Here is a 24,358-nt window from a genome sequence, read left to right as displayed (position 1 = left end):
TGGGCTGCACACAGGAGTCGGTGCGAGAGGCGATCCGGATGGCCGACGGCGAGGCGCGCACCGTTACCACTGCGGAGTTCCTCGACGAGCTTGTCGCGGTAACCTGGCAGCGCGACGCGTCGACCTATCTCTATCTCAACCTGGAAGCCGGCGGCCGGATCTGGGTGCAGTGGGAGCAGCCGGGCATCGACCACCCCCGCCGCTACCGGATCGTCGACCCGACCGGGCCGGCCTGCCCGCACTGCACGATCCTCGAAGGCGTCGCACAGCTGGCACCGGTGCTGCCGCTCGACGCGCTGCGCCTCGGGCGGTCGCGACCCCAGTACGAGGCGGTGCTGTCCACCGGACGGCTGCCGTCGCTGGCGTTCGGCCGGCGCTCGTGGGACCCGTCGACCAGCTGGGCCGGCGACTGCCACGCCGCCGACGGTGACCCGCACACGCCGGCCGACTGCGCCGCCCACCGGTCAACCGACCCCGTCGACTGCGGCGACCCGCTCACGATGGCCGACCCGCTGCCGCTGGCCGTACAGCAGCGGTATCCCGAACCGGAGGCGGCCGTCCGCGACGTCGCGGCCCGGCTCGCCGTGGCCCGGGACTGGCGCGACGCCGCCGAGGAGGTCACCGGCGGGCGGGCCGAGACCGAGGCGACCCGGGCGTTCCTGGACCGCTGCCCACTCGCCCTGCCGCTGTCGGACGCGATGGTCCTCGCGTTGCGGCCCGGCGAGCTCAGCAGCACCAGCACGCTGCTCGACCTGCTGGGTGCCGCAGGTGGAAAGCTGGGCGGTGCCAGCCTGGCCGGGCAGCGGTATCACCGCTTCGCGTGCCTGCTCCCCGAGCCGACGACGGGCCGGTTTCCGACCTCCGGCGGGTCCTTCGACGTGGCGTCCGGCGAACCGATCCGTACGCTGCGGCTGCCGACCGGGAGCGCACCGTTGAGCCGTCGCGGCCGGGGCGTCCTGCTGCTGTTCGAGGTCCGCCACACGATGAACGTCCACGCCGTACCCGTCGGCCCCGGAAAGCCTCCCGGCTACTGGCAGTCCGAAGCGGCACTGCACGTCTTCGAGTTCGGCCTGCTCAGCGCCCTTGGTGGCGGGTACGAGGCGGCGGTGAACGTCTTCCTCGCCAAGCTGCGCCACACCGGCGAGCTGCTCGACCGCCCGGAGCGGGTGCTCAACCGGCGGCAACGCAAGGCGCTGGCGGAGCCGTTCGGCCGCATCGACGACGTCGAGCTGCACCTGTGGGCTTCGGTCGCCTACCGCAACGCGATCTACCTCGCATTGGGCAGCCAGGAAGCGTTCGCGGAGCACCTACGAAGCCAGGACCAACTCCGGAACCGTGGACAGTAGACCGGACAGGGGGGAGTTCACTGAGCAACAGACAGGATCTCGACAAGATCGAACGTGACGCTCGATCGCGCGAGATCTTGATCTGGCAGCGGTACGGACCGGTGCTTTACCGGCTCCGCCTGCTGTTCTTCGCGGTCGTCACCCTGGCTGTGGCGTACGTGTTTTCGCTCATTTACCTCACGGCTGTTTCCTTCTACCCGGGCACCGGTTCAATTCGTCCGTACGGCCCAACCGGGCGGCCGGTCCAAGCGACGGTCGAGGAGTGTCGTCGGATAGGGCCGGTCAGCACCCATGGGCTGGGCTACTGGTGGGTCTGCCGGATCATTGTCGAGCGAGAGGGCGAGAAAAGCCTAGAGGCTGTCGTGGGTCATTCCATAGTCGGCCCAGGGCAGATAGGGAAAGTCGTCACCCTCAACGAGGCGTGCCGTGACCCGGATAGAACAGAATGCGGTTACGGTAAGCCGGTTTCTCGTATATTTGAACTTCTCTATGGAATTCTTGGTATGCTTGGTAGGGCATTTGGGTTTGTCCTACTGTTTATGGTTGCACTCTATCTGTTCCGGGCGGTCGTGGGTGCCCCGACCTATTTCCTGCTAGTTGATAAATGGCGAGAAATGAAGGATGGGCCTGGTGTCAAGCGGGTTGGGGCAACGGTGACGGCCCGGCAGGGTAAGGACATGACGTTGAGCGGTCGCAACGAGATCGATTCGCTGCTACGGCAGCTGGATGATCCGGTGCACCTGGAGCGGCCGGCCGGGTTCGACTACGCGGCTGAGCAGGCTCGGTTCGCGGCGCTCGTCGCCGCTGTGGAGGCTCGCCTCGGTTGTGTCTGCACGGTCGACGCTGGCATGAACGTCCAGGACGCCAGCTATCTCGGGCAGTTTGAGATCCCGGCGTCCGCGACGGCCACGGAAACCGAGATCTTCGTTCGGGTGAGCAACTTCGGTGGGCTGGCTCTGCTCGGTGCCGAGCGTCCCGGGGTCTACGACGATGAGGAGACGCGGATTCTCATCGCGTATGCAGACTGGCGGAAGGTTCTGGAGGTGCTGACCAATCATGGCTATGTAGTCCTGTTGGAGGACGCCTTGTCGCGTCCCTACGACGGCACGAGCGATGCGTTGCGCCACGCATGCCCGACATACCCGGCCACGTGGTTCGCGCGCTACTTCGACCACCTTTGAGCGCGGCTAGGTAGCTTGCGGCGTTGCCGTTGCCCGCCGCAGAGGCTGCGTCATGACGGCCGTGAGCGCGGACCCTCACAGAGCAATTTTCCCTGATCAACAGGAATTCGATGGTGGATGATTGCGGCTCTTTGAGCGCGTCGCCGGGCCCTCTCTCGGGGCCCTTTGCGGGCTGGTCGCTCGGCCGCAGGTCAGAAGGGGCGAAGTTTCGCCCCAGTCGTAACTCCCTCGGGGGTTGCCTCCGGCGCGGTCGAGTGCCCGGCTGTAGCTCCCATCGGCGGCAGCTGGGCCACAGCAACCGAACGGGCGGGCCCAACGCTGGGACGCACGGGCCTTGGGCCGCCGTGGCACGTCGACCAGAGCACCTACCTGGAGCTGTCATGTACTGTAGCCCTTGTCAGCAGCTGACACACATGGCGCTAGCTGACGAGAGATCGGCAACCCAGGGAGAGTGTGATGGCCGAACCAGCAGAGACCGTCCGGGTCCACGACCGCTTCTACATCGACGGCAGGTGGGTCGAACCCAGCTCGGACGCCATGATCGAGGTGATCGACTCGGCGACCGAGGAGCCGTTCCTCCGGGTCGCGGCGGCGCAGCCACCGGACATGGACCGGGCGATCGCCGCCGCCCGCCGGGCGTTCGACGAGGGCCCCTGGCCCCGCCTGTCACACCGGGAGCGGGCGGACTACCTCCGCAAACTCGCCACCGGCATCAAGGCCCGGACCGAGGACTTCGCCGGCGTGTGGGCACGGGAGACGGGCGTGCTCTACAACTTCGCCGTACGGATCGGCGCGATGGCCGAGCACAGCCTGAACGGCTACGCGGACCTCGCCGAGACGTTCGCCTTCGAGGAACCGGGCCTGCCCAGCATGTGGGGCGGCTCCGGGATGCTGATCCGGGAGCCGGTCGGCGTGGTCGGGGCGATCTACCCGTGGAACGGCGCGCTCGAGTACATCGTGCACAAGGCCGGGCCGGCGCTGCTCGCCGGCTGCACGGTCGTGCTGAAGTCACCTTCCCAGGCCCCGGGCGAGGCGTACCTCGTCGCCGAGATCGCCGACGAGATCGGCCTGCCACCGGGAGTCCTCAACATCGTGACGGCGGACCGGACCGTCGGCGAGCAACTCGTCACCGACCCCCGGGTCGACAAGATCACCTTCACCGGCTCGACCGCAGCGGGCCGGCGGATCGCCGCGCTCGGCGGCCAGCGGGTCGCCCGGGTGACCCTGGAACTCGGCGGCAAGTCGGCCGCCGTCATCCTCGACGACGCCGACGTCGCGGGCGCCGCCCGCTCGCTCGCCGGCATCGAGTGCTTCCAGTCCGGCCAGGTGTGCGCCTCACTCACCCGGATCATCGTGCCGCGCAGCCGGCACGACGAGATGGTCGAGGCCATCGCCGCCGTGTTCCGGGAGGTCCGGGTCGGCTCACCGTTCGACCCGCAGACGCAGATGGGGCCGCTGGCGTCCGCCGCGCAGCGGGAGCGGGTCGAGGGGTACGTCGCCAAGGGCGTCGCGAGCGGGGCCACCCTCGCCGCTGGCGGCGGCCGGCCGAAGGAACTCGACCGGGGCTGGTTCGTCGAGCCGACGGTGTTCGGCAACGTCGACAACTCGTCGGTGATCGCCCAGGAGGAGATCTTCGGGCCGGTCCTGAGCGTGATCCCGGCGCAGGACGAGAAGGACGCCGTACGGCTGGCGAACGACTCCATCTACGGCCTCAACGCCGCCGTGTTCACCCCGGACACCGACCGGGCCCTCGCCGTGGCCCGGCAGTTGCGCAGCGGCACCGTCGGGCAGAACGGCTTCAAGCCCGACTTCGGCATCGCCTTCGGCGGCTTCAAGCAGTCCGGTATCGGGCGCGAAGGCGTCCGGGAAGGCATCCGGGCGTACCTGGAGACCAAGACCGTCATCCTCGGTGACGCCGTGGCGATCGGCTGAGCCGCAAGCCGTAGCCAGTTTGTGGGCCGCCCGCCGGGGTCACCGGACCGGGCGGCCCACGCTGCACGCGGAACGGGCCGTCGTCAGGGGCGTACCAGCCACAGCGGGTCGGCGAGATAGCGGGCAGCCACCTCCACCGTGCCGGGCTGGTTCTCCGCCCACAGATCCGCCGGCAACGCGTCCTCGCGATGGGTGGTGGCCCAGCCCAGCATGGTGAGCCGGCGCAGCATCGACAGGGCGCAGGCCACGTCGAGGTCGGCGGTGCGCAGCGGTACGTGCTCCTGATAGCCGGCCAGCCACCGCGCCGCCATCTCGCGGGCCTCCGCACGATGCTCGTAGAACGTCAACGCGGCCCCGAAATCGTAGAGGTAGTAGCCGTACCCGCAGTCGTCGAAATCGATGACGGTCAGCGCATCCGCGTTGGTCATGGCGTCCGAGTGCGTCATGGCGTTCGAGGGACGCAGATCGGCGTGGATGAGCCCGACGCTCTCGGCCGGATCGCGTGAGCCGGTCCGGTCGGCGAGAATGTCGCAGGCCCGCGCCTCGGCCCGTTCGAGAACGCTCCGCTGCGTCGCGGACAGGTCGGCGCGACGCCAGTCACCCCACCGGGCCGTCGGGCCGACGAGGTCGGCGAGCCCCCAGGTGAACCGGCCGAAACCGGCCGGTGGGGTCCACTGCCGGGCATGCCGGTGCAGGACCGCGGTGACCGCCCCGATCTCCTGGAACCAGCGGGGAATGTCGTCCCGGTCCTCCAGCACCGTCCCGGCGACGAACTCGAACGCCACCGCGCTCCACGTGCCCCCTGCCTCGTCCCGGACGAGCTGCAGCAGGTCGCCGTCGGCCCCGGGCACCGGCGTCGGCGTCGACAGACCGACGTCGCGGCGCAGCGCCTCGATCCACCGCAGCTCCGAGCGCAGGTGCACGGTGCTGGTGGCGTAGCCGGGCCGGGCCAGGCGGACCACCAGCGCCGGGCGGCCGGCCACGTCCACCCGGAACGTGACGTTCTCCGACAGCACGATGAGACGGACGACGGTGTCGGAAGCGAGGCCCCAGGCGGCGACGACACCATCGCGTACCCAGTCGGGCGCGTCGTCGCCGCGCCGCAGGGACGCGAAGGACGCGAGCCCGGTCGGCTGCGCGGCGGTGCCGGTTCCGTCAACGACTTCGAACATCAGGAGACCCTCCGTGAGGGCCGGACGCAGGTCGAGAATATCCGCCGGTGGTGCGAATGGCGATACGGCCGGGGTGCAGGTAACACGCCATTCACGGATACCGGGGGATCTGTTACACGCCGGAAAAAGTGGCCCTCCCATCGGGCAGATCAGCTCCGTACGCTCGATGACATCACCAGTCACCCGGCCGGACGCACCCGCCCGTGACAAAGCCAGTTGTCTCGATGTCAGCGAAGGAAAACGATCGAAGAATGGCGTCTACGGAGCTTCGAAACGGGTCACGGCACGGCCTGACCGGTAAGGCATCGATCCTCGACGGAAACAGCTTCCGTGCCGAGAACGCCCCGTCGTTGACCGCCCGTACGGATTCGCTCGTGCAGCGCCGCCGGAGGGTTCTCGGCCCCGCGTACCGACTCTTCTACCGCAACCCGGTCGAGGTGGTCCGGGGCCGAGGGGCGCGGGTGTGGGACGCGGACGGCGTGGAGTACCTCGACCTCTACAACAACGTCCCGTCGGTCGGGCACGCCCACCCGGCGGTCGTCGCCGCCGTGCAGCGGCAGATGTCGCTGTTGAACACCCACACGCGCTACCTGCACGAAGCGATCCTGCGGTACGCCGACGACCTGCTGACGACCTTTGCCGGACCGATCGACCAGGTGATGTTCGTCTGCACCGGGTCCGAGGCGAACGACCTGGCGCTGCGCGTCGGCCGGGCGTACACCGGCGGGCAGGCCTACATCGCGACGAGCGAGGCGTACCACGGCAACACCGCCCTGGTGTCGGCCCACTCGCCGGCGTTGTCGGACTGCGAGCCGATGGACCCGGCGTTGCGGGTGGTCGATCCGCCCGACACCTACCGGTACGGCTCGTCGGACGCCGCCGGCGCTGCCTTCCTCGCCTCCGTCCGGGCGGCGATCGACGACATCGAAACGTCCGGTGACCGCCTCGCCGGCCTGATCCTCGACACGTCGTTCTCGTCCGACGGCATCTACCCCGGCGACCCGGGCATGATCAGGGCGGCGGTCAAGTTGGTCCGTGGGCGCGGCGGCGTCGTCATCGCCGACGAGGTCCAGCCCGGTTTCGCCCGGACCGGCGAGTCGTTCTGGGGCTACCAGCGGCACGGGCTCGACCCAGACATCGTCACCACCGGCAAACCGATGGGCAACGGCTTCCCGATCGCCGCCGTCGCGGCCCGGTCCGAGGTCCTCGCCCCGTTCGCCGGCACCCGCCCCTACTTCAACACCTTCGGCGGCAACCCGGTCGCGATCGCCGCGGCGCAGGCCGTACTCGACGTCATCCGGGACGACGAACTGCAGTCACACGCCCTGGCCACCGGTGAGTCACTGCGCGCCGGCCTGCGGGAACTTGCCGGTACGCACCCCGCGATCGGCGACGTACGCGGAGTCGGCCTGTACACCGGGGTCGAACTCGTCCCCGACGGCACCACCCGCGAGCCGGCGACCGGCCTGGCGCTGGACGTCATCGAGGAGCTGCGCGCCCGGCGGGTGCTGACCAGCGTGTGCGGCCCGGCGAACAACGTGCTGAAACTGCGCCCGCCGCTGCCGTTCGCCGCCGCTGACATCCCACAGCTGATCGAAGCGCTCGACGGCGCGCTGACCGCCTCCGGCGCCTGACCTTGTCCCTGTAACCCACCAACTTCGCCAACCATTCGCGACAGAAGGAAGAAAGACCATGAGTAGTACGTACGTCGAGTTCATCAAGGAGTACAGCGAGTTCATCGAGTCCACGATTCTCGATGAGCCGACGTTCCTGGCCAAGCTGCCGGACTACATCACCGATGAGTCGGTCCTCGCCGAACCCGACAGCCTCTTCGGCCGCCTCGTCGGAATCGACGGGTGGAACACGTGGCGTCGCGGTGCCGCCGACATGGCTGTCCGTACGGGCATCCAGTTCGCGGCGAGCAACTCCCAGTACTTCCAGAACGGGGACACGGTGCTGCACTACTACGACATCGAGTTCTCGCCCCGCGAGGGCTACCCGGACGGCTGGCGTACCTCCATCATCGAACGGTACGACTTCGCCGACGGGAAGATCGCGACACTGACCGAGTACTACGCCGACACGACCGCGTTCGTCAATTTCTTCGCCTGACGAGGAGCGGCGCGGGCGGGGCTTTCGTCAGGTGCGAGCCCCGCCCTGCCGTGCGTCTGGGCGCTTCCGGGCGTACGACCGGACCGGTCACTTCGGGCGGACCGCGCGCTTCCAGTTCGTACCCAGGCGTTCGAGTGAGATCCGGGTCCGGTCGGCGCGGAACAGGTCACGCGACAGCTCTATCGGGCGATCGGCCGTATCGACGGTGAGGCGACGGATGTCGAACAGCGGAGCACCGGCCGGCACCTGCAGGATCCGGGCCTGCGCGTCGGTCGCGGCGCCCAGCTCGATCGTCTCCGCCGCCCGCGCCGGTTCGATCCCGTACTCCCGGCGAAGGATCTCGTAGACACTCACCGAAAAATCGAGTCGGGTCCACCCGGGCAGCAGCCGGGCGGGAATGGCCATGCTGTCCAGGGACAGCGGGACGCCGGCGGCGTCGCGTCTTCGGGTCAGCCGGATCACCGGGTCCCGCTCGGCCAGGCGCAGCTGGCGACACTCCAGGCGGTCAGGGGTGCCCACTTCCGCCCGGAGCAGGCTGGTGTCGTGCCGCAGGCCCTGCTGTCGGAGCATGTCCGGGACACCCTGGATCGTGTTCAGGTGTCGGGTCACCTTGCCGTCGCTGACGAAGACGCCGCCGAGGCGGCCCATCGTGCGCCGGATCTCACCGCGCCGCTCAAGCACCTCCAAGGCGGCACGCAGCGGTGAGCGGTCGACCCCCAACGCCGCGCACAGCCCTCGCTCCGAGCCGAGGCGCTCGCCGGGGCGGAGCTGCTCGCGCTTGATCATCCCGCGAACGCGCTGCACGATCTCCTCGCGCGCAGCGCCCGTTGACGAGCGTGGTCTGTCCTGGTCTAGCACGTTTCGCACCGCCCCCACGTCGCGAGCCTGCACACCCCAACCGAGCTGCCGCTACAGCGTACGGCGGTTATGGCAGTCGCTGCCACTGGTGACAGTCGGTGTGCTCTGACGCGAGGTCTGCTTGGTGGTCGCTGCCGGACGATCTACCGAATTGGGCAAAAGGTCCGGGGTGGCGGACTGTCCGCGTCGCTACAGTGTTTTCGGGTGCTAGCCGCGACCTGGAGGTGGGTGTGACTGTCGAGATGGTCGTGCCAGCCTGGATGCGCGAGCAGGTCACGGCCGAGCAGTACGCGGCGTGGACAGAAGAACAGTGCGCGGGCATCGAGATCGTGGATGGGATGGTCCAGGTGAGTCCGCGCGCCTCAAAGCGACACAACCGCCAGGCCAGGATCCTGGCGAACGCCCTGGACGGGGCGGCTGGGTCGGAATGGAACGCTGACACAGATTTCGATGTCCGGCTCCAGGACGTGCCGCTGAACAACCGTCGGCCTGACGTGGCGGTCTACCGGGCGGATGCCATCGACGTCACGCCGACCCGCCCTGAACATGTTCTTCTTGTCGTCGAGGTGGTCTCTCCCGGTTCGGAGACGACCGATCGGATCGTCAAAGCTGATCAGTACGCGCGCGCCGGTATCCAGTTCTACTGGCGCGTAGAGCAGGCAGTCACTGGCGCTCCTATCGTCTACACGTACGTGCTCGACCCGGCAACGGGCCGCTACCGCGACGACGAGATCTCCACGGGCCTCGTAAAGCTGACCGTGCCCTTCCCCGTCGAGGTCGATCTCGGCGAGATGTGACTGGTCCTGGCCCGCCTGGCAACGGCGGCATACTTCGATCGTTGACGATCAGCCGAGGTCCTGCTCGCCCGGTCTCGTGTTGAGCACCCAGGCAAGCGGCATCGTCGCGTGCACCGTGAAGTGATCACCGGTCAGGCGATGCATTGTGACGGTCCGGGCCGGATCCTGGTCGACGGCTTGCTCCACACGACCAGGTCCGGGATTCGGCCACCGACCGCACCACCGCGACCAGGGATGCGGAGTCCAACCGCTTGGGTGATCCGCTCCGCCGGGACACCGGCGGCGGCAAGCCACACCGTGAGTCGGGTCGCGATGATCGCATGAGCGTGTCCAGGGGGCGGCGCGATCGAGAGCATTCCCTCGGGGCTGATCTCGTATCGATGAGATTCGTCCGCAGTCATCATCGCGGTGAGGTCGTCCAGCGTCACGACCGTGGGCATGTGCCTGCCGACCGCCTCCGAACTCATGACTGCAAGGTACGCCGTCCGGGGCTTCTTGACGTGCACGACCAGCCGCTGCGTAATCAGCTGACGGCGGTCGAGGCGGCCGTCCCTCTTGGTAGCGTCCTTGTCTCGCGTGGGGCCAGTCCGGCGGAGATCCTGCGGCAGCGGGCCGCGCTCACCGAGATGATCAACCAGGGTACGGACTCGATCCTGCTTCGCGACCTGGGTAAGCTGCCGAAGCGTGCCGCCGGCCGCTTGATGTGACCGGTCAGGGTCGCCCGATCACCGGTCACGGTCCGGCCATCTGTAGCCCCGCCGTCCGCGCTACCGCTGTCCGCCGCGAGAGGTCCGTCGTGACGGCCGTGAGCGTGGACCTCTCGCGGAGCTGTTTTCCCTGATCAGACGCCATTCGCTTGTGGATGAACGCGGGTTTTGGGTGGTCGAGGAGCCATCTATCGGAGGACCTCTCGCGAGCCGGTGGTTCCGCCGCAGGTCAGGAGAGGTAAGATTTGGACCCTGTCGCAGCTCTCTCAGGAGCTGCCCTTCATTGAGGCACGCTGGCGTCGAGGGTTTCGCCGGGTACGGCAGCGTCGGTCGCAGCTCTCTCAGGAGCTGCCCTTCATTGAGGCCCCTGCGACGGCAGCGGCGTGCTCGGCGTCGGGGATGTCGCAGCTCTCTCAGGAGCTGCCCTTCATTGAGGCTTGGCGGTGAACGTGTGCAGGCCGGGGTTGAGCCCTTGTCGCAGCTCTCTCGGGAGTTGCCCTTCATTGAGGCACGGCTACTCGTCGCCCTCCGGCCCGTGCAGCTCTTGTCGCAGCTCTCTCGGGAGTTGCCCTTCATTGAGGCATGCCGTTCTCCATGTCGCCACCGTCCGGGATGAGCGGTCGCAGCTCTCGGGAGCTGCCCTTCATTGAGGCGATATTGAGTTCGCTTTACCGGAGCATCGCAAACGTCGCAGCTCTCTCGGGAGCTGCCCTTCATTGAGGCGTGACCGCACGGTTCCCGGCGGCGCTCTTCGCGTCGCAGCTCTCTCGGGAGCTGCCCTTCATTGAGGCACGCCCGGCCAACGCATCACACTCAACGCTCAGGTCGCAGCTCTCTCGGGAGCTGCCCTTCATTGAGGCTTCTCGCAGTCGACCAGCGCGATGATCACGTGCTGGGTCGCAGCTCTCTCGGGAGCTGCCCTTCATTGAGGCCGGACGCGGTACCTCGCCGTACATGGGTAGACGTCGTCGCAGCTCTCTCGGGAGCTGCCCTTCACTGAGGCTGCTTGGTGTCGGCCGGGTCGGCGTCGTCGAGGTTGATTTGTCGCAGCTTCCTCGGGAGCTGCCCTTCGTTGAGATGCAGGCAGGGCGGTGGGGCACCTCGGTACCCGAGGTGCCCCACCGCCCTGGGTTTGGGTCAGTGGGGGAGGGCGCCGGACTGCAGGGCGGTGGTGAAGGTGCCCCACTGGGCGGTGCTGAACGTCAAGGTGGGGCCGGTGCGGTCCTTGCTGTCGCGTACCTCGGCGTGGCCGGCGTGTCGGCGGGCCTCGACGCACGCTCCGCCGTTGCCGCCGCTGCGGCTGGAGGTGAACCAGGGGGTGTCAGGCTTCATGCCAGGTGCTCCTCGATCGGGATCGACTGCTCGCGGACCTCTCGGAAAATCCGACGGTACTCCGCCAACTCCTCCGGACGCTCCAGATAGCGAGCGCCCACATGGGACTCGACGTAGGCGATGTCGGGGTCGTCGGGGTCGGCGAAGTCGAGCAGAATGAACGGGCTGACCATCGCCGCGTGGGCACCGGCGGACCAGGGGAGAACCCGCACCTCCACCCGCACCCGCCGACCCACGCTGACCAGATGGGCGCGTTGCTCGGCCATCACCGCCGGGCCGCCGACCTCACGGGCCAGTGCACCGGCACCAAGGACCGCGACGATCCTCGCCGGCTCGGCACGGTCGTAGTAGGAGATCTGCCGATCCAGCCGCAGCGACACCAGGCGCTCGATCTGCTGCTCGGATGCCTGCCGGTCGGCGGCGCGGAACACCGCGCGCATGTAGTCCGGGGTCTGGAGTAGACCGTGGATCAGCTCAGGATCGTAAAGATGGATCTCGGTGGCGGCGGCTTCGAGGCCGAGGTACAAGCGGAACCAGTCCGGTACGGCGTCGCCGTGCGACTCCCACCAGCCGTGCTCGTCGCACGCGGCGGCGAGCCGGGTCAACGCGTCCGTCGTCTCCGGGTCCGCACCGTAGAACCAGCAGAGACCTCGTACAATGTTCATCTTGACCGGGAACTTGCCGTTCTCGATGCGCCACAACGTCGTACGGGAACAGACCTTGGCCCGCTCCACCTCCTGCTCGGTGCGGGCCGCCTCCTCCCGTAGCCGGCGCAGTCGCCGCCCCAGTTGGCGGCGCACCACAGTCGGTCCGGTGACCGGCATCGCTTCACCTTCCTCTCATCCGACGCACTCACCACCCGCGTCGATGTTTCACAATGAAACACCGGGCTGGGTTGGCCGCCGAATTCGCACGTCAGACCCGTGACAGATCGGCGTCCACGATCGAGTCTGCCGTATGTGGGCGGAAAATGTGGCCCGCCACCAGGAGGAAATCGACGGGATTCGCGAGAAAGTTGATCATTGCGGTCCGGTGGTCGCCGACCTGGCCGATCCTCCGCACCGTGCAGCTGAGCCCGCCGGTGGGCTGACGTGACGCCCGTTGATCAGCTTCTGGCCGGTGCCGGGCGGCGGCGATACACCGACGTTCGGATGATTGCCGATTCGATCAACGCTTCGCCACTATGGGTGCCGACTTCTCACGTTAGGCGGGTCATTGGTCCTTTCGCTCTCGGAGATGCCGACTGGTCAGGTGGTGTGGATCAGGCACCTTCGCATGGGCGACTGGGACCGCGTGGTAGCGAATTCGCCGGACGCACCGGCCGTCGTCGTTCAGCGTACCGCCGGGTCATCCAGCCAGCAGACGACGGTCGCCGCCGTCCTCGACGAGATGGAAACGACCGCCGGCCAGTTGTTCCCTGCCTGGCTGCCCGGGGCCGAAGGGATCACGACGTCGGCCGGTGCCGCGCCGGTCGCCGTACGCAGGCTCGCCGTCGCCCACGCCGCCGCGACCGCCCAGTCCGGCCCGTTCCTCGCAGACCTGGCCGCCGCCGCCCTGACCGGGTCGACCGCACACACTCGCCGGCATCCGCCCGAGGTGCGGGCGCGTGGGCTGGCCCGGGTCATCGCGGCCAGCTTCGGTCGACCGGCGTGTGCGCTGGTGCTACGCCCGCCCGATCACCTCGACGAATCGGCGACGCTGGCGCTGGCCCAGGCGGCACAGTGGCTGGTCGACCACGGCCGGCTGACCGTCTGGATCGACAGCGATTCGCCGTACGGCATCGAGAGCCGGCCGCGAGCGACGGAGCCTCCGCAGGTCCCGATGCCGCCGGTGGCCCGGACGCGTCGTGCGCCGCGGGTCAGCACCCGACGGACGCCGAGCGTCGTCGGCAAGCCGCACCCGACCAGCCGCGCCGAAGTAGTGCTCGAAGCCGCTCTGGCCCGCCGGGCATGGGCCGCCGGCCGCGCCTGGAACCACACCATCCGGCCCGGTCCGCTGGTCAACCCCGTCCGGGTCGACCTGCTGTGGAAACGGGAACGGTGCGTCGTCGAGATCGACGGAGACGACCACCGTACGCCCGGGAAGTTCACCGAGGACCGGCACCGCGACGTGCTGCTCCAGCTCAACGGGTACGCCGTACTTCGCTTCACCAACGCGCAGGTGCTCGACGACATCGACAACGTGCTCGTACTCCTGCAACAGTTCCTCACCAACCGTCGACGTACCGGAAAAGGACCCTGACATGTCGGACGAAAAGTTGACCATGGTCGAGACGTCGGCGCTGCTGATTCTCCTGGCCGAGGCAGGCCCGGTGCCCAATGCGAGCCTCACCAATGATCATCGCTGTGAGCTGAAGAAGCCCTCCCGGGAAAAGCTGGCGCGGTTGAAACTGATCGAAGTCGGCGGTACGCCCCGCCGGCTCGTCCTGACGTTGAGTGAAGCGGGTTGGCGGCGTTGCCGCACCGAACTTGCTGCGGGCTCGCCGCCACCCGGTTCGGGTGCCATCGGCGGTGCACTCTACGCCGTACTCCTGCGATTGGATCGTTTTCTGACCGCGCAGCGACTCAGCCTCGGCGAGTTCGTGACCGCCTCGAACGCCCCCGCCGCCAAGGACCTGCCGGTCGCCGAGGACCTACCGGCCGTGCCCGACGCGCCGAAAGCGAACGAGTCAGCCGCGGACGAGCCAACCGTCGAGGAGCGCGTACTGTCCGCGTACCACAAGGTTGCCAGCCGGGCCGGCGACCTGGTCAATCTTGCCGACCTGCGCGACCTGGTCGACGACCTCGACCGGGCCGACATCGACGCCGCCCTGCGCCGGCTGCACCGCCGACCCGGCGTCACCCTGGTGCCGGAAGCCAACCAGAAGGCCCTCGACGCCCGGACCCGGGCCGCCGCCGTCGTGGTCGGCGATCAGCCCAAGCACATGATCACCATGGCGGCGTCATGACCGAAGCAGCGCTGAAAGCACTCACCCATCTGCAGTTCAACTACACGCCGGCGATGAACGACGTCTGGCGGCCGGCGGCGTCCCACGTGGACGGGCTGCACCCGGACGTGCTCCGGACCATCCTCGACGGACTGGCGCTGGCCAAGAGGAGCCCGGACACCAGCCCGATCGGTGTCGCTGTGCAGGGCCAACGCGGCGCGGGCAAGACCCACCTGCTCAGCCGGGTCCGCGAGTTGACCCAGCTCGACGGCGGCTACTTCTTCCTGATCAACCTGCTCGACGCCAGCGCCTTCTGGCGCAGCGCCGCCGTGTCGATGGTCGACGGTCTGCACCAGCCGGTGGACGACGACGGCACCACCCAGCTGCAGATGTTTCTGCACCGGCTCGTCGACGGCCTCGAACTGTCCGTGGTGACCCGGATGGCGGTGACCGGCCGGGCCCCGATGACCGTGGACCGGCTCAACGAGTTCGTGGCCGCGCTGAGCTGGTCGAATCGTCGGATCGGGATCGGCTGCCGGGACACCGCCCGCGCGCTGACCCTGCTCGCCGGCATCGACCCGCGAGCCCAGGACGTCGCCAACTCGTACCTGCTCGCCGGCGATGAGGCCGAGCCCGGCGAACGCCTCGCCTGGGGCATCCGGCCGGCCCGGCGGCTGCCGCAGGAGATCGTCTCCGATGTGTCACGCCTGCTGGCGCTGACCGGACCGTCGGTCATCGCGGTGGACCAGGTCGACGGCCTGATCGCGCAGGTGGCCAACCGCAGCCACGCTTCCGGGCCGCCCAGCACCGGCGCGGAGGAGGACGGCTGGCGGGCGGCGGTCTCGATCGACCAGGTAGCCAGCGGCCTGATGGAGCTGCGGGAGCTGACCCACCGGACGCTGACCGTGCTGTCGCTGCTACCCGTCTCCTGGGCGTTGATCAAAAGCAACGCGGTCGACACCGCCCAGGACCGGTTCCGGGAAACCGCCCCGCTCGAATCGATCCCGGACGCAGACCTCGGCCGGACCCTGGTCGAACGCCGGCTCGCCGCACACTACGCCGACGTCGGGTTCGTGCCGCCGTACCCGAGCTGGCCGGTGCGACCCGAAGCGTTCGCCGACGCCCCGGATTTCACCCCACGGCAGCTGCTCATCAACGTCGAGAAACACATCCGCGCGTGCGTTCGCGACGGCCAGGTCACCGAGATGACCACGCTGACCACGCTCACCCCGGCCGCCGCCGAGAAGCCGACCGCCGAGGCGAAACCGACGCCGACGAGGCCGACGACACCGGCCGCTGACGGCTCGTCGTTGGGCACGCTCGATCAGCGGTACGCCGAACTTCGCGCGAACGCGCAGGTAGCCGGACTGCTCGACCCGGCCAATGAGGACACCCAGGTGCCGCAGCTGCTCGCCGCCGGCCTGCGCGCCTGGACTTGGGAAAGCGCGGACACCGACTTCGAGCAGGACACCATCCCGGCCCGCCGGCCGGTGCTGCACGCCCGGCTACGGCGCACCCTCGACGACTCGACCGGCGACGAGGCCCACTGGGCGTTCCGGGCCATCGCCGCGCAGCACTACAACGCCGAGCTGGCCCGGCTGCGCAACGCCTGCGTCGCCGCCGGGTTGGCACACGGCGTCGCCGACCGTCGACTGTTCATCCTGCGTAACGACGAGTGGCCGCAAACTCCTGCCGTGCGCAAGGCGGCGGACGATTTCGTCGCCGCCGGTGGGCGGACGCTGCCGGTCACCGAGGACGACCTGCGCAGCCTGGTCGCGCTGCGGACACTCCTCGCCGAGGAACCGGACGGACTGCAGACCTGGCTGGCCGACCGGCGGCCCGCCTCGCGTACCGCGTTGTTGTCGACCGCGCTCGCCGACGCGTCCCGCGAACCGGCCGCATCCGACGGACCCGGCACCGCCGTCGCATCCGAACCGGCTGCTGAGCAACCGGCGGCTGAGCCGGCCGCCGATGCCGAGGCTGAACCGGCCGGAGTGCGGCTGCGCGTCGGCGCAGACTTCGACAACGGCGACCCGGTACGGGTGGAGCTGGCCGCGCTGCGCAAACACGTCGCGATCTTCGCCGGCTCGGGATCCGGCAAGACCGTCCTGATCCGGCGACTGGTCGAGGAGTGCGCGCTGCTTGGCGTGTCCGCGATCGTCCTGGACCCCAACAACGACCTGGCCCGGCTCGGTGACCCGTGGCCGGAGCCGCCGGCCGCGTGGGGTGACGGCGACGCGCGGGCCGCCGCCGACTATCTCGCCGCGACCGAGGTCGTGGTGTGGACGCCGGGTCGGGAGGGCGGCCGGCCGTTGACGTTCCAGCCGCTGCCGGACTTCTCTGGCGTACGTGATGATCCGGACGAGTTCACCCAGGCGGTGGACAGCGCCGTCGACGCGCTGGCCCCGCGCGCCAAGGTGGCCGCCAACACCGCCAAGGCGATGCGTGGGCAGGCCGTCCTGCGGCAGGCGTTGCGCCATTACGGCCGGCACGGTGCGACGGCGACCCTCGCCGGGCTGATCGCCCTGCTCCGCGATCTGCCCGACGGGGTGAGCGAGCTGGCCGGCGCGGCGGCGATCGCCGCCGACCTGGCCGAGAATCTGGAGGCGGCGCGGATCAACGACCCGCTGTTCGGCGGTACGGGTGAGTCGGCCGACCCGGGCACGCTGCTGACCCCGGCCCCGGGCAAACGCGCCCGCGTCTCGGTGATCAGTTTCGTCGGCCTGCCGGGGGAGGAGAAACGGCAGGGCTTCGTCAATCAGCTTCAGCTTGCCCTCTTCGCCTGGGTCAAGCGGAACCCGGCCGGTGACCGGCCGCTGGGCGGGCTGCTGGTGATGGACGAGGCGCAGACCCTAGCCCCGTCCGGGCCGATCACGCCCTGCACCCGCAGCACGTTGATGCTCGCCTCCCAGGCCCGCAAGTACGGCCTCGGCCTGGTCTTCGCCACCCAGGCGCCGAAGGGCCTGCACAGTCAGATCCCCGGCAACGCGGCGACGCAGTTCTTCGGGCTGCTCAACGCGCCGGTGCACATCGAAGCGGCCCGCGAGATGGCCCGGTTCAAGGGCGGCGACGTGCCGGACATCTCGCAGCTGACCAGCGGACAGTTCTACGTCGCGGTCGAAGGCCAGCCGTTCCGCAAGGCCCGTACGCCGCTCTGCCTCACCCACCATCCGGCGAGCCCACTCACCGCCGAAGACGTCCTCGTCCGCACCCAGCCAAAGAATGTCGCCACCGGACGATAGGGTGTCGCCCGCCGAGTAATCCCCTATCGGCGCTTCAGTACATCCGTCCTCGGTGAGTGCTGCCCCCGCGCCGATGCAAATGAGAAAGGAATTCTGAGTGCGTTCGTTGGATCTTGATGTGTTGCTGGCCGCCGGGTCGCCCGGTGGGTCGAGCTGTCTGACGTCAACGACCACGTTGGAGCCGGCCGGCGGCCGGCACACCTCGGTCGCGCCGGCCAAGTTCGCACCCGAGCGCGGGAAGGGGTCGGTGTACGCGTACGAGCAGCGCTTCCTTGGTGACGAGAGCCGGTACGCGGCGATCATCGACAGCAAACAATCGCAGCTGAACCGGGCCGAGCAGGCCCTCGCTCAGGCCATCGAGGACGGACACTCGCTGCTGTCGCGGGTGCCGCACGTGCAGGTCACCTATGAGCGGGACGGCGCGGTCGAGCGTTACTACGACCTGACGTTGCCGCACCGGGTCTTCGACGGTCACATTCGCGCCGGCACGATCGACGGGGTGCCGACCACGCAGACTCCCGAGTACCGGGCGGTGCGGGACGCTAGCCCGGCGAACGCGCGGGCGCTGCTGGAGACCAGCCCGATCACGCTGGTCTTCGGTGGCTGGGATTCGAGCCGACGCAGCCGGCAGGGTCGCTGGCGCAGCGCCCTGGTCGGCGAGATCGTCGGCTTCGTCGCGGCGAGCCGGGACGAGACCGGCGCCCTGATGGAGCCCAAGCCCGGCCGTCGGGGCGGGGCGCGGGTCGACCCGGTCGGCATGCAGATCAACCTCGACAAGAAGACGATGACCGAGACGGCGAACCGGCAGCAGGCCGAGCTGAGCCCAGTCACGCACAGCAAGATCCTCAAGGCAGCCAACGCGATCAAGGTCGGCACCGCGGAATCGGCATCCGCGCTCGGCCTCGGCGGCATCCCGCCCACCCTCGACCAGCTGGCCGGCGTCGCCTGCGACACCATCATCCGTACGCACGTGTTGTCGTTCGCGACGCTGCGGCAGATGCGCTTCGGTGCCGGCGTCGACGGTGACGCCGCCTGCCGGGCGCTGCTGGCCGCGTTGGCGCTCAACGCGCTCGCCCGTTCCGACGCCGAGCTGTGCCTGCGGGCCAACTGCGACCTGGTCGAGGCCGAGCAGCCGAAGGTCCGGCTCGACCAGCGCGGCGGATCGTTCGCCGACGTCGAGCCGCTGAGCATCGACGCCGCCGACCTGCTGCTCGGCGAGGCCCTCGCACACGCCGAGAAGGTCGCCGACGTGACCTGGTCGGGTCTGGCGATGCGGGTCGACGGCAACCCGGACATCGTCTCCGGCGCGCTCGAAACGGGTGACGACCAGTGAGCTTCGCGATCGTCGCCGAGCCGGTCCTCGGCGTCTACAAGGGGCACGTCGGCAGCGGCGAGCTCGACCCGCTGCCGTCGCCGGCCCGGCTGCACGCCGCCCTGCTCTGCGCTGCCGCCCAAGGGGTGCGGGCGGTCCCCGACGGCGACAGCCTCCAGCCCTGCGACACCGACCGGGAGGCGCTGCGTTGGCTGGAGGCCAACCCGCCGGATGGCATCGCCGTGCCACAGACGCTGCCCAACGGCGGGGCGGCGACGGCGTACCGGCAGGAGGGTTTGATCGTCAAGGAAGGCCGCGGCCCGCTGGCGGAGAAGCTGGTCGGTAAGCCGGCGGTGACCGGTGTCGCGGTGACCGGAGGGTACGCGTGGACCTGGGAGCAGCCACCACCTGAGCCGGTGGCCGCCGCGCTGGCCGCGCTCTGCCCGGAGGTGCCCTATCTCGGCACGACCGAGTCACCGGTGCGCCTCGTCGTCGCCGAGGCCGAGCCGACGCACCGCCTCGACCGCAACGCCGACCTGTTCACCGGCGACGGGCTCGACCTGGCGGTAGCGGTCGCCGGCAGGTCGGACGCCCTCGAAGCGGCGCACCGGGAGACGACAGCCGCGCCAACGCTCAAGTCCGATGCGCACAGGTCGAGTGAGAGGACGGTCGCGCCGCCGAGTGTGACCGCCGGCGTCGAACTCGGCCGCTACACCGCTAAGGAGCAGCCGCCACCGCTGACGCCGTGGACGTCGGTGCTGCTGTTCGGCATGGACCAGCCGGTCCCGCCACAGCTGCGGGTGCGGTACGCGGTCGCCGTACACCGGGCGTTGGTCTCGCTCGTCGGCGACGGCGCCCCCGCGATCCTCACCGGTGCGTACGCCGACGACGCGCGACAGCCGGCGAACCGGTGCGCGATCCAGTTCGTCGGCCCGGACGCGCCGCACGTCGGCGGCACCGCGCTGGCGTTGCTGCTGCCCCGCGACGCCGACGACATCGACCTGACCCTGATCCGGATGGCGGCGCACCACCTGCGGCAGGTCAAGGTCGCCGCCGGCCCGTTCGGGGTCAAGCCGCCGGTCGAGGTCGCGGCCGACGAGTTCTGGCCGCAGCCGGCCGCCGGCACGCAGCGATGGTGGCAGACCGAGCCGGTCGCCGTACCGGAGAGTCGGCCGCCGCGCGGACGCGTCCGCGCCTGGTCCCTCACCGACGCCGCCGCGTTGTCGGTCGCCCTGGTCTGGCGCGACCAGTTCGAGAAGGTGCCGGAGCGGGGAGAAGCCCGCTACGAGGCGTTGGCGAGGGCGGCGTCCGCGCGCGGGGTCCGGGTCGAATCAGCGGTACGGGTGATGGACGGCGACGTCGGCCGGTACGTACACAAGGTCCACCAGGACACGATCATCCAGCCGTACCGGGCGGTGCTCAACCTTGGCGACCTGACCGGCCCACGGACGATCGCCGCGATCGGGCAGAGCCGGCACCTCGGCGGCGGCCTGCTGGTGCCCCGGGACCTGCCGGAAGCCATCGCCCGCCGGCTGGCCCGGTGAGCGTCGACCGCGCCGACTTCGGCGCCTTCTTCGCCGCCGTCCGAGCCGGGCAGCAGCCGTTCCGCTGGCAGGAACGGCTGGTCGACCATCTGCTGGCCACCGGCCGCTGGCCGGACCAGCTGGTCGCGCCGACCGGGGCCGGCAAGACCAGCGTCATCGACGTGCACGTGTTCGCGGTGGCGCTGATGGCCGCCGGCCACCCCGTACGGGTACCGCGCCGGCTCGCCCTCGTCGTCGACCGCCGGGCCCTCGTCGACGACCAGCACGAACACGCGACGGCGATCGCCGACCTGTTGGCGACGGCCCGAGACGACCGGACCGTGCTGGCCCGGGTCGCCGCCGCGCTCGACTCGCTGCGTACCGGGCAGGCGGAACCGACCGCGAGTCCGCTGACGGTGGCCCTGCTGCGCGGCGGCGCGCCGCCGTCCCGGTCCTGGCTGGACGAACCGACCGGTGCGGCGGTGCTCTGTGCCACCCCGGACATGTGGGGGTCGCGGCTGCTGCTCGCCGGCTACGGGTCGCGGACGCAGGCCCGGCCTCGGGAAGCCGGGCTGCTCGCCTACGACACCGTCGCCGTCGTCGACGAGGCGCACCTGTCCCGGCAGCTGGTGACCACCGCCCGCCGGGTCGCCGAACTGGCCGCCGTCGCCGACGAGCCGCTCGGCGTACCGGTGCTGCAGGTCGTCGAGACCACCGCCACGCCACACGCCGACGCCGGGGTGGCCGTCGGCGTCGAAGCCGACGACCTGGCCGTGGACGCGCCGCTGCGGCAGCGGCTGACCACCCCGAAGCCGGTCACCCTGCGGCCGATCCCGAACTGGCCGATCCCGAAGACCGGCCCGGCGTTCAAGGCGGGCGTCGCGGCGCTGGCCGACGAGGCGGTACGGTTGCGTGAGGCGGTACGGTCGGGTGACGCGCACGGCACGACGGTCGGCTGTTTCGTCAACAGTGTCGCGGTGGCCGCTGCCGTCGCCACTGAACTACGGGCGCGTGACCTCAAGGTCGAGTTGATCTGTGGGCGGCTGCGGCCGTACGACGTGGACCGGTTGCGGCCGCCCGCGTCAACGCTGCTCAGCCTCGCCGGAGATCCGACGGTCGACGTCCTGGTCAGCACCCAGAGTCTCGAAGTCGGGGTAGACCTGGATCTGGCGGCGGCCGTGACCGAGCTGGCCCCCGGCGGGGCGCTCGCCCAGCGGGCCGGCCGGGTCAACCGGCTCGGCGTCCGTCCCGTCACCGAGATCAGCGTGCTGGTGCCGGCCGACGAGCTGCCCGACGCGGCCCAGTCCGGGCCGTACCAGCGGGACGACCTGGCGGCGGCCCTCACCTGGCTGGCCGGGCGGGCCGTCGACCCGGCCGGCCTCGCCCCGTGGGCGCTGCGCGACCCCCGGCCACCCGCCCCGGAGCTGCGGCGCGACCTGCTTCAACGGCTGGAATTGGCGCAGGCGTGGCAGCTGGCCCGGACCAGCGACGACCTGGCCGCCGCGCAGGACGACCTCGACCTGTGGCTCTCCGACGACCTCGACGCAGCCGACCACGAGTTCGGCGTCGTGGTGCGGCGGGCGCTGCCGGCCGACATCTCCGACGCCGTCAAGCTGATCGAGGCCCTGCCGCCCCGCCCGTACGAGGTCTTCCCGGTGTCGATCAAAGCGGCGACCAGGATCCGGGACCGGCTGAAGGAACTGGCGGAGGCAGCGGCCAAGGCCGGTCCGGACCCGGTGCCCGTACCGATGCTGGTCCGACCCACGGATCCCGCGCCGCGCCCGCTGACCGACGGAGAGCGGATCCGCCCTGGTGACCTGCTCGTCCTCGACGACGCCACTGCGCTGTTCACCTCCAAGGTCGTCGACCCGGACGGCACCGAACGGGTCGACGACGTGCTCGACGCCCTCGCCGACCCGAAACCCGGCCAGGTGGTGCTGCGGATCGAACGCGACACGGCCGCACACCGCCGGTTCCTGGACGCCGTCGCCGCCACCGTCGTCGACCAGGACGACCCGGACACTCCGGAGGCCGCCGAACTGGAGCCTATGGAGGCCGCCCAGCTGCTGCGGGTGCACCGCGACGCGGTGACCCCGCGTCCGATGGTGGTCGCGGCGGCCGCCCTGCTCGACCGGCCGGAGAGCGAACGGGCCGGGGCCGAGGTGATTCCGCACTGGCAGGAGTCCGACGACGGCAAGCCGGAACTCGCCCGGCTGATCGTCGTCGACCTGCGGAAAGCGACCGTCGACGACGAGTTGCGCCAGACGTGGACTCCGCGCCGCCGCAAGGTGCTGCTGAGCCAGCACGCCCACGCCGTCGCGCAACGCGCCGAAACGGTCGCCGGCCGGCTCGGCCTGGCCCCCGAGTTGGTGCAGGTGCTGCGACTGGCCGGCCTGCACCACGACGACGGCAAAGCCGACGAGTGGTTCCAGCGGTGGCTGAACGCTGACCCGAAGCAGCCCGAGCCGCTGGCCAAGAGCGGTGTGCGGGACGCGCGGATCATCCGGCGGCTGCGGCAGAAATCCGGACTGCCGACCGGGTGGCGCCACGAACAGCTCTCCGTGGTCTCTGCCTGGTGCGCGCTGTCCAGCCAGGACTCCGCCGTCCAAGACGACGCCAGCCTGGAGCTGATCGTCCGGCTGGTCGGCACCAGCCACGGGCACGGCCGGCACGGCTTCCCGCACACCGCTGGGCAGCTCGTCGGCGACACAGACGCGACCGCCGTGGACCTGTTCGACGAGGGCCGGTGGGACGAACTGATCGAACGCACCCACCGCCGGTGGGGGGTGTGGGGCTGCGCCTACCTGGAAGCGCTGCTCCGTGCCGCCGACGGGCAGGTCTCCGCGGAGGGATCATGACCGACTTCGTACTGCCACACGCCGACCCGTACACGATGTTGTCGCACATGGCGCTCTACGGGCTCGCCGCCATCGCCGAGGACGCCGGTCTCGACGACGTCCGGCTGTCCTGGACACCCGGAATGAACAGCCGCCCGGTGCTCAGCGCCCCCCAGGCCACCCCGGAGGCGATCGGCGAGATCGTCCGCCGGCACGCCGCCCGCCACGACGACCCGGAGGCCTGGCCCAGCCGGCAGCTGCGCGCCGGCGAGCAGCGAGCGCTGATGAGCCCCCGGATCAGCGTCATCACCACCGGGGACGGCTGGCATGACCTGCAGCAACGCCGGCATCAGGTGCTCGACCAACTCACCGACGCACGGGCGATGCTCGACCTGCGGCTGATCGCCGCGCTCGGCGAACCGGCCTACTGGAGCCACAACGGCAAAGGCGACCGGCTGCAGGACGACGGCGCGAGCCGGCTGGAAATGCAGCCCCGCAACCAGGGCTCCGAGTTCGTCGGCAACCGGCTCCGGCCCCTCGCCGCAGCCGTCGCCGCCCGTACTGCCGAAGAGGTCGCGGACGGTCTGGCCGGCCGCCGGGTCCGCGACGAGATCGCCAAGGACAAACCCGACAGCCGTACGCCGACCGGCTTCGCCGTCCCCGGCCCGACCGACAACGCCCTCGCCTGGTGTGCGCTGTGGGGCATCTCCCAGTTCCCGATCGCGCAGCGGGTCAACGCGACCGCCACCACCAGCGGCCACATCGGACGGGCAACGGGCGGCTGGTTCTGCGTACCCGTGTGGGCCGGGCGGTGGCGCACGGCCCGGCACCGGACGGTCCTCGCCAGCGGGCAGCTGGCCCGGTTCGCAGCGGCCGGACTGCCACCCAAGGCGCTCGGGAAGCCGTCGGACAGCACACCGGTCGACGGCGAGCCCGCCCGAGGATGGTTGGTAGCTCGTGGCGTCACCGCCGTCATCCGCTTCCCGGTGCAGCGGTTCGGCAGTGACAGCGCCCCCGAACGCCGTGCCATGCGCGGCGAACTACTCAAGACCGACAAGCCACTCGTCGTAAGACGCTGACG

The 24,358-nt window shown here is 70.1% G+C and carries 19 protein-coding genes and 1 CRISPR repeat array; of the genes, 14 read left to right on the top strand and 5 right to left on the bottom strand.

Annotation, left to right across the window (positions count from 1 at the left end; genetic code table 11):
- The first annotated feature begins 20 nt into the window (after nt 1-20).
- The 3 genes from O7629_RS14635 (at nt 21) to O7629_RS14625 (ending at nt 4,459) form a co-directional block, all read left to right on the top strand.
- On the top strand, nt 21-1,346 hold the full coding sequence (locus O7629_RS14635; RefSeq protein ID WP_278169808.1) for a hypothetical protein: 1,326 nt from the start codon (nt 21-23) through the stop codon (nt 1,344-1,346).
- Nucleotides 1,347-1,447: 101 nt separating this feature from the next.
- Nucleotides 1,448-2,527 (top strand): DUF6346 domain-containing protein, encoded by a 1,080-nt coding sequence (locus O7629_RS14630; RefSeq protein ID WP_278169807.1) that lies wholly within the window; start codon nt 1,448-1,450, stop codon nt 2,525-2,527.
- 456 nt (nt 2,528-2,983) lie between these two features.
- Nucleotides 2,984-4,459, top strand: coding sequence for an aldehyde dehydrogenase (locus tag O7629_RS14625; RefSeq protein WP_278169806.1), 1,476 nt, complete (start codon nt 2,984-2,986; stop codon nt 4,457-4,459).
- A gap of 83 nt (nt 4,460-4,542) precedes the next feature.
- On the opposite strand, the gene O7629_RS14620 is transcribed toward O7629_RS14625, so the two are convergent.
- Nucleotides 4,543-5,631: a phosphotransferase gene (locus O7629_RS14620; protein WP_278169804.1), complete on the bottom strand. Its 1,089-nt coding sequence runs from the start codon at nt 5,629-5,631 to the stop codon at nt 4,543-4,545.
- 251 nt (nt 5,632-5,882) lie between these two features.
- Between O7629_RS14620 and O7629_RS14615 the strand changes: the two genes are divergently transcribed.
- Together O7629_RS14615 and O7629_RS14610 are read left to right on the top strand one after the other, a co-directional pair.
- Complete coding sequence (locus tag O7629_RS14615; protein ID WP_278169802.1) at nt 5,883-7,265, top strand: aspartate aminotransferase family protein; 1,383 nt, start codon at nt 5,883-5,885, stop codon at nt 7,263-7,265.
- A gap of 58 nt (nt 7,266-7,323) precedes the next feature.
- The gene (locus O7629_RS14610) at nt 7,324-7,743 is read left to right on the top strand and encodes a hypothetical protein (protein WP_278169801.1); all 420 of its coding nucleotides are present in this window, start codon (nt 7,324-7,326) and stop codon (nt 7,741-7,743) included.
- A gap of 87 nt (nt 7,744-7,830) precedes the next feature.
- On the opposite strand, the gene O7629_RS14605 is transcribed toward O7629_RS14610, so the two are convergent.
- Entirely contained in the window at nt 7,831-8,547 is a 717-nt protein-coding gene (locus O7629_RS14605; protein ID WP_278169799.1) for a GntR family transcriptional regulator, read from the bottom strand.
- 284 nt (nt 8,548-8,831) lie between these two features.
- Here O7629_RS14605 and O7629_RS14600 point away from each other — a divergent pair, with 284 nt between their 5' ends.
- Entirely contained in the window at nt 8,832-9,398 is a 567-nt protein-coding gene (locus O7629_RS14600) for a Uma2 family endonuclease (protein ID WP_278169798.1), read from the top strand.
- 48 nt (nt 9,399-9,446) lie between these two features.
- Here O7629_RS14600 and O7629_RS14595 read toward each other — a convergent pair whose 3' ends face one another.
- Entirely contained in the window at nt 9,447-9,584 is a 138-nt protein-coding gene (locus O7629_RS14595; RefSeq protein WP_278169797.1) for a hypothetical protein, read from the bottom strand.
- Nucleotides 9,585-9,898: 314 nt separating this feature from the next.
- On the opposite strand from O7629_RS14595, the gene O7629_RS14590 reads away from it, so the two are divergent.
- Nucleotides 9,899-10,105: a hypothetical protein gene (locus O7629_RS14590; RefSeq protein ID WP_278169796.1), complete on the top strand. Its 207-nt coding sequence runs from the start codon at nt 9,899-9,901 to the stop codon at nt 10,103-10,105.
- Between the two features lie 254 nt (nt 10,106-10,359).
- A CRISPR array of direct repeats spans nt 10,360-11,184; the repeat unit is 36 nt; unit sequence GTCGCAGCTCTCTCGGGAGCTGCCCTTCATTGAGGC.
- Nucleotides 11,185-11,242: 58 nt separating this feature from the next.
- Here O7629_RS14590 and O7629_RS14585 read toward each other — a convergent pair.
- Both O7629_RS14585 and O7629_RS14580 read right to left on the bottom strand, forming a co-directional pair.
- The gene (locus tag O7629_RS14585) at nt 11,243-11,437 is read right to left on the bottom strand and encodes a DUF397 domain-containing protein (protein ID WP_278169761.1); all 195 of its coding nucleotides are present in this window, start codon (nt 11,435-11,437) and stop codon (nt 11,243-11,245) included.
- Nucleotides 11,434-12,261, bottom strand: coding sequence for a DUF5753 domain-containing protein (locus tag O7629_RS14580; RefSeq protein ID WP_278169795.1), 828 nt, complete (start codon nt 12,259-12,261; stop codon nt 11,434-11,436). Before O7629_RS14580 ends, O7629_RS14585 begins: the two co-directional genes overlap by 4 nt.
- Before the next feature lie 451 nt (nt 12,262-12,712).
- Between O7629_RS14580 and O7629_RS14575 the strand changes: the two genes are divergently transcribed.
- The 7 genes from O7629_RS14575 (at nt 12,713) to O7629_RS14545 (ending at nt 24,356) form a co-directional block, all read left to right on the top strand.
- Nucleotides 12,713-13,678 (top strand): DUF559 domain-containing protein, encoded by a 966-nt coding sequence (locus tag O7629_RS14575; protein WP_278169794.1) that lies wholly within the window; start codon nt 12,713-12,715, stop codon nt 13,676-13,678.
- A 1-nt stretch (nt 13,679) separates the two neighbouring features.
- Nucleotides 13,680-14,384, top strand: coding sequence for a hypothetical protein (locus tag O7629_RS14570; RefSeq protein WP_278169793.1), 705 nt, complete (start codon nt 13,680-13,682; stop codon nt 14,382-14,384).
- Entirely contained in the window at nt 14,381-17,605 is a 3,225-nt protein-coding gene (locus tag O7629_RS14565; protein ID WP_278169792.1) for a DUF87 domain-containing protein, read from the top strand. The genes O7629_RS14570 and O7629_RS14565 overlap by 4 nt, the downstream gene beginning before the upstream one ends.
- A gap of 97 nt (nt 17,606-17,702) precedes the next feature.
- On the top strand, nt 17,703-18,938 hold the full coding sequence (gene cas7u / locus O7629_RS14560; RefSeq protein WP_278169791.1) for a type I-U CRISPR-associated RAMP protein Csb1/Cas7u: 1,236 nt from the start codon (nt 17,703-17,705) through the stop codon (nt 18,936-18,938).
- Complete coding sequence (csb2, locus tag O7629_RS14555; protein WP_278169790.1) at nt 18,935-20,461, top strand: type I-U CRISPR-associated protein Csb2; 1,527 nt, start codon at nt 18,935-18,937, stop codon at nt 20,459-20,461. Before cas7u ends, csb2 begins: the two co-directional genes overlap by 4 nt.
- Nucleotides 20,458-23,298, top strand: coding sequence for a type I-U CRISPR-associated helicase/endonuclease Cas3 (gene cas3u / locus O7629_RS14550; RefSeq protein ID WP_278169788.1), 2,841 nt, complete (start codon nt 20,458-20,460; stop codon nt 23,296-23,298). Before csb2 ends, cas3u begins: the two co-directional genes overlap by 4 nt.
- Nucleotides 23,295-24,356 carry a hypothetical protein gene (locus tag O7629_RS14545; RefSeq protein ID WP_278169786.1) on the top strand — a complete coding sequence of 354 codons (1,062 nt, stop codon included), beginning with the start codon at nt 23,295-23,297 and terminating at the stop codon, nt 24,354-24,356. The genes cas3u and O7629_RS14545 overlap by 4 nt, the downstream gene beginning before the upstream one ends.
- The last annotated feature ends 2 nt before the right edge of the window (nt 24,357-24,358 follow it).

This window comes from Solwaraspora sp. WMMD792 (genome assembly GCF_029626105.1).
Classification (GTDB): Bacteria; Actinomycetota; Actinomycetes; order Mycobacteriales; family Micromonosporaceae; genus Micromonospora_E.
Note: the sequence above shows the minus strand (reverse complement) of the source record. Positions and strands in the feature narration are given on the sequence as shown.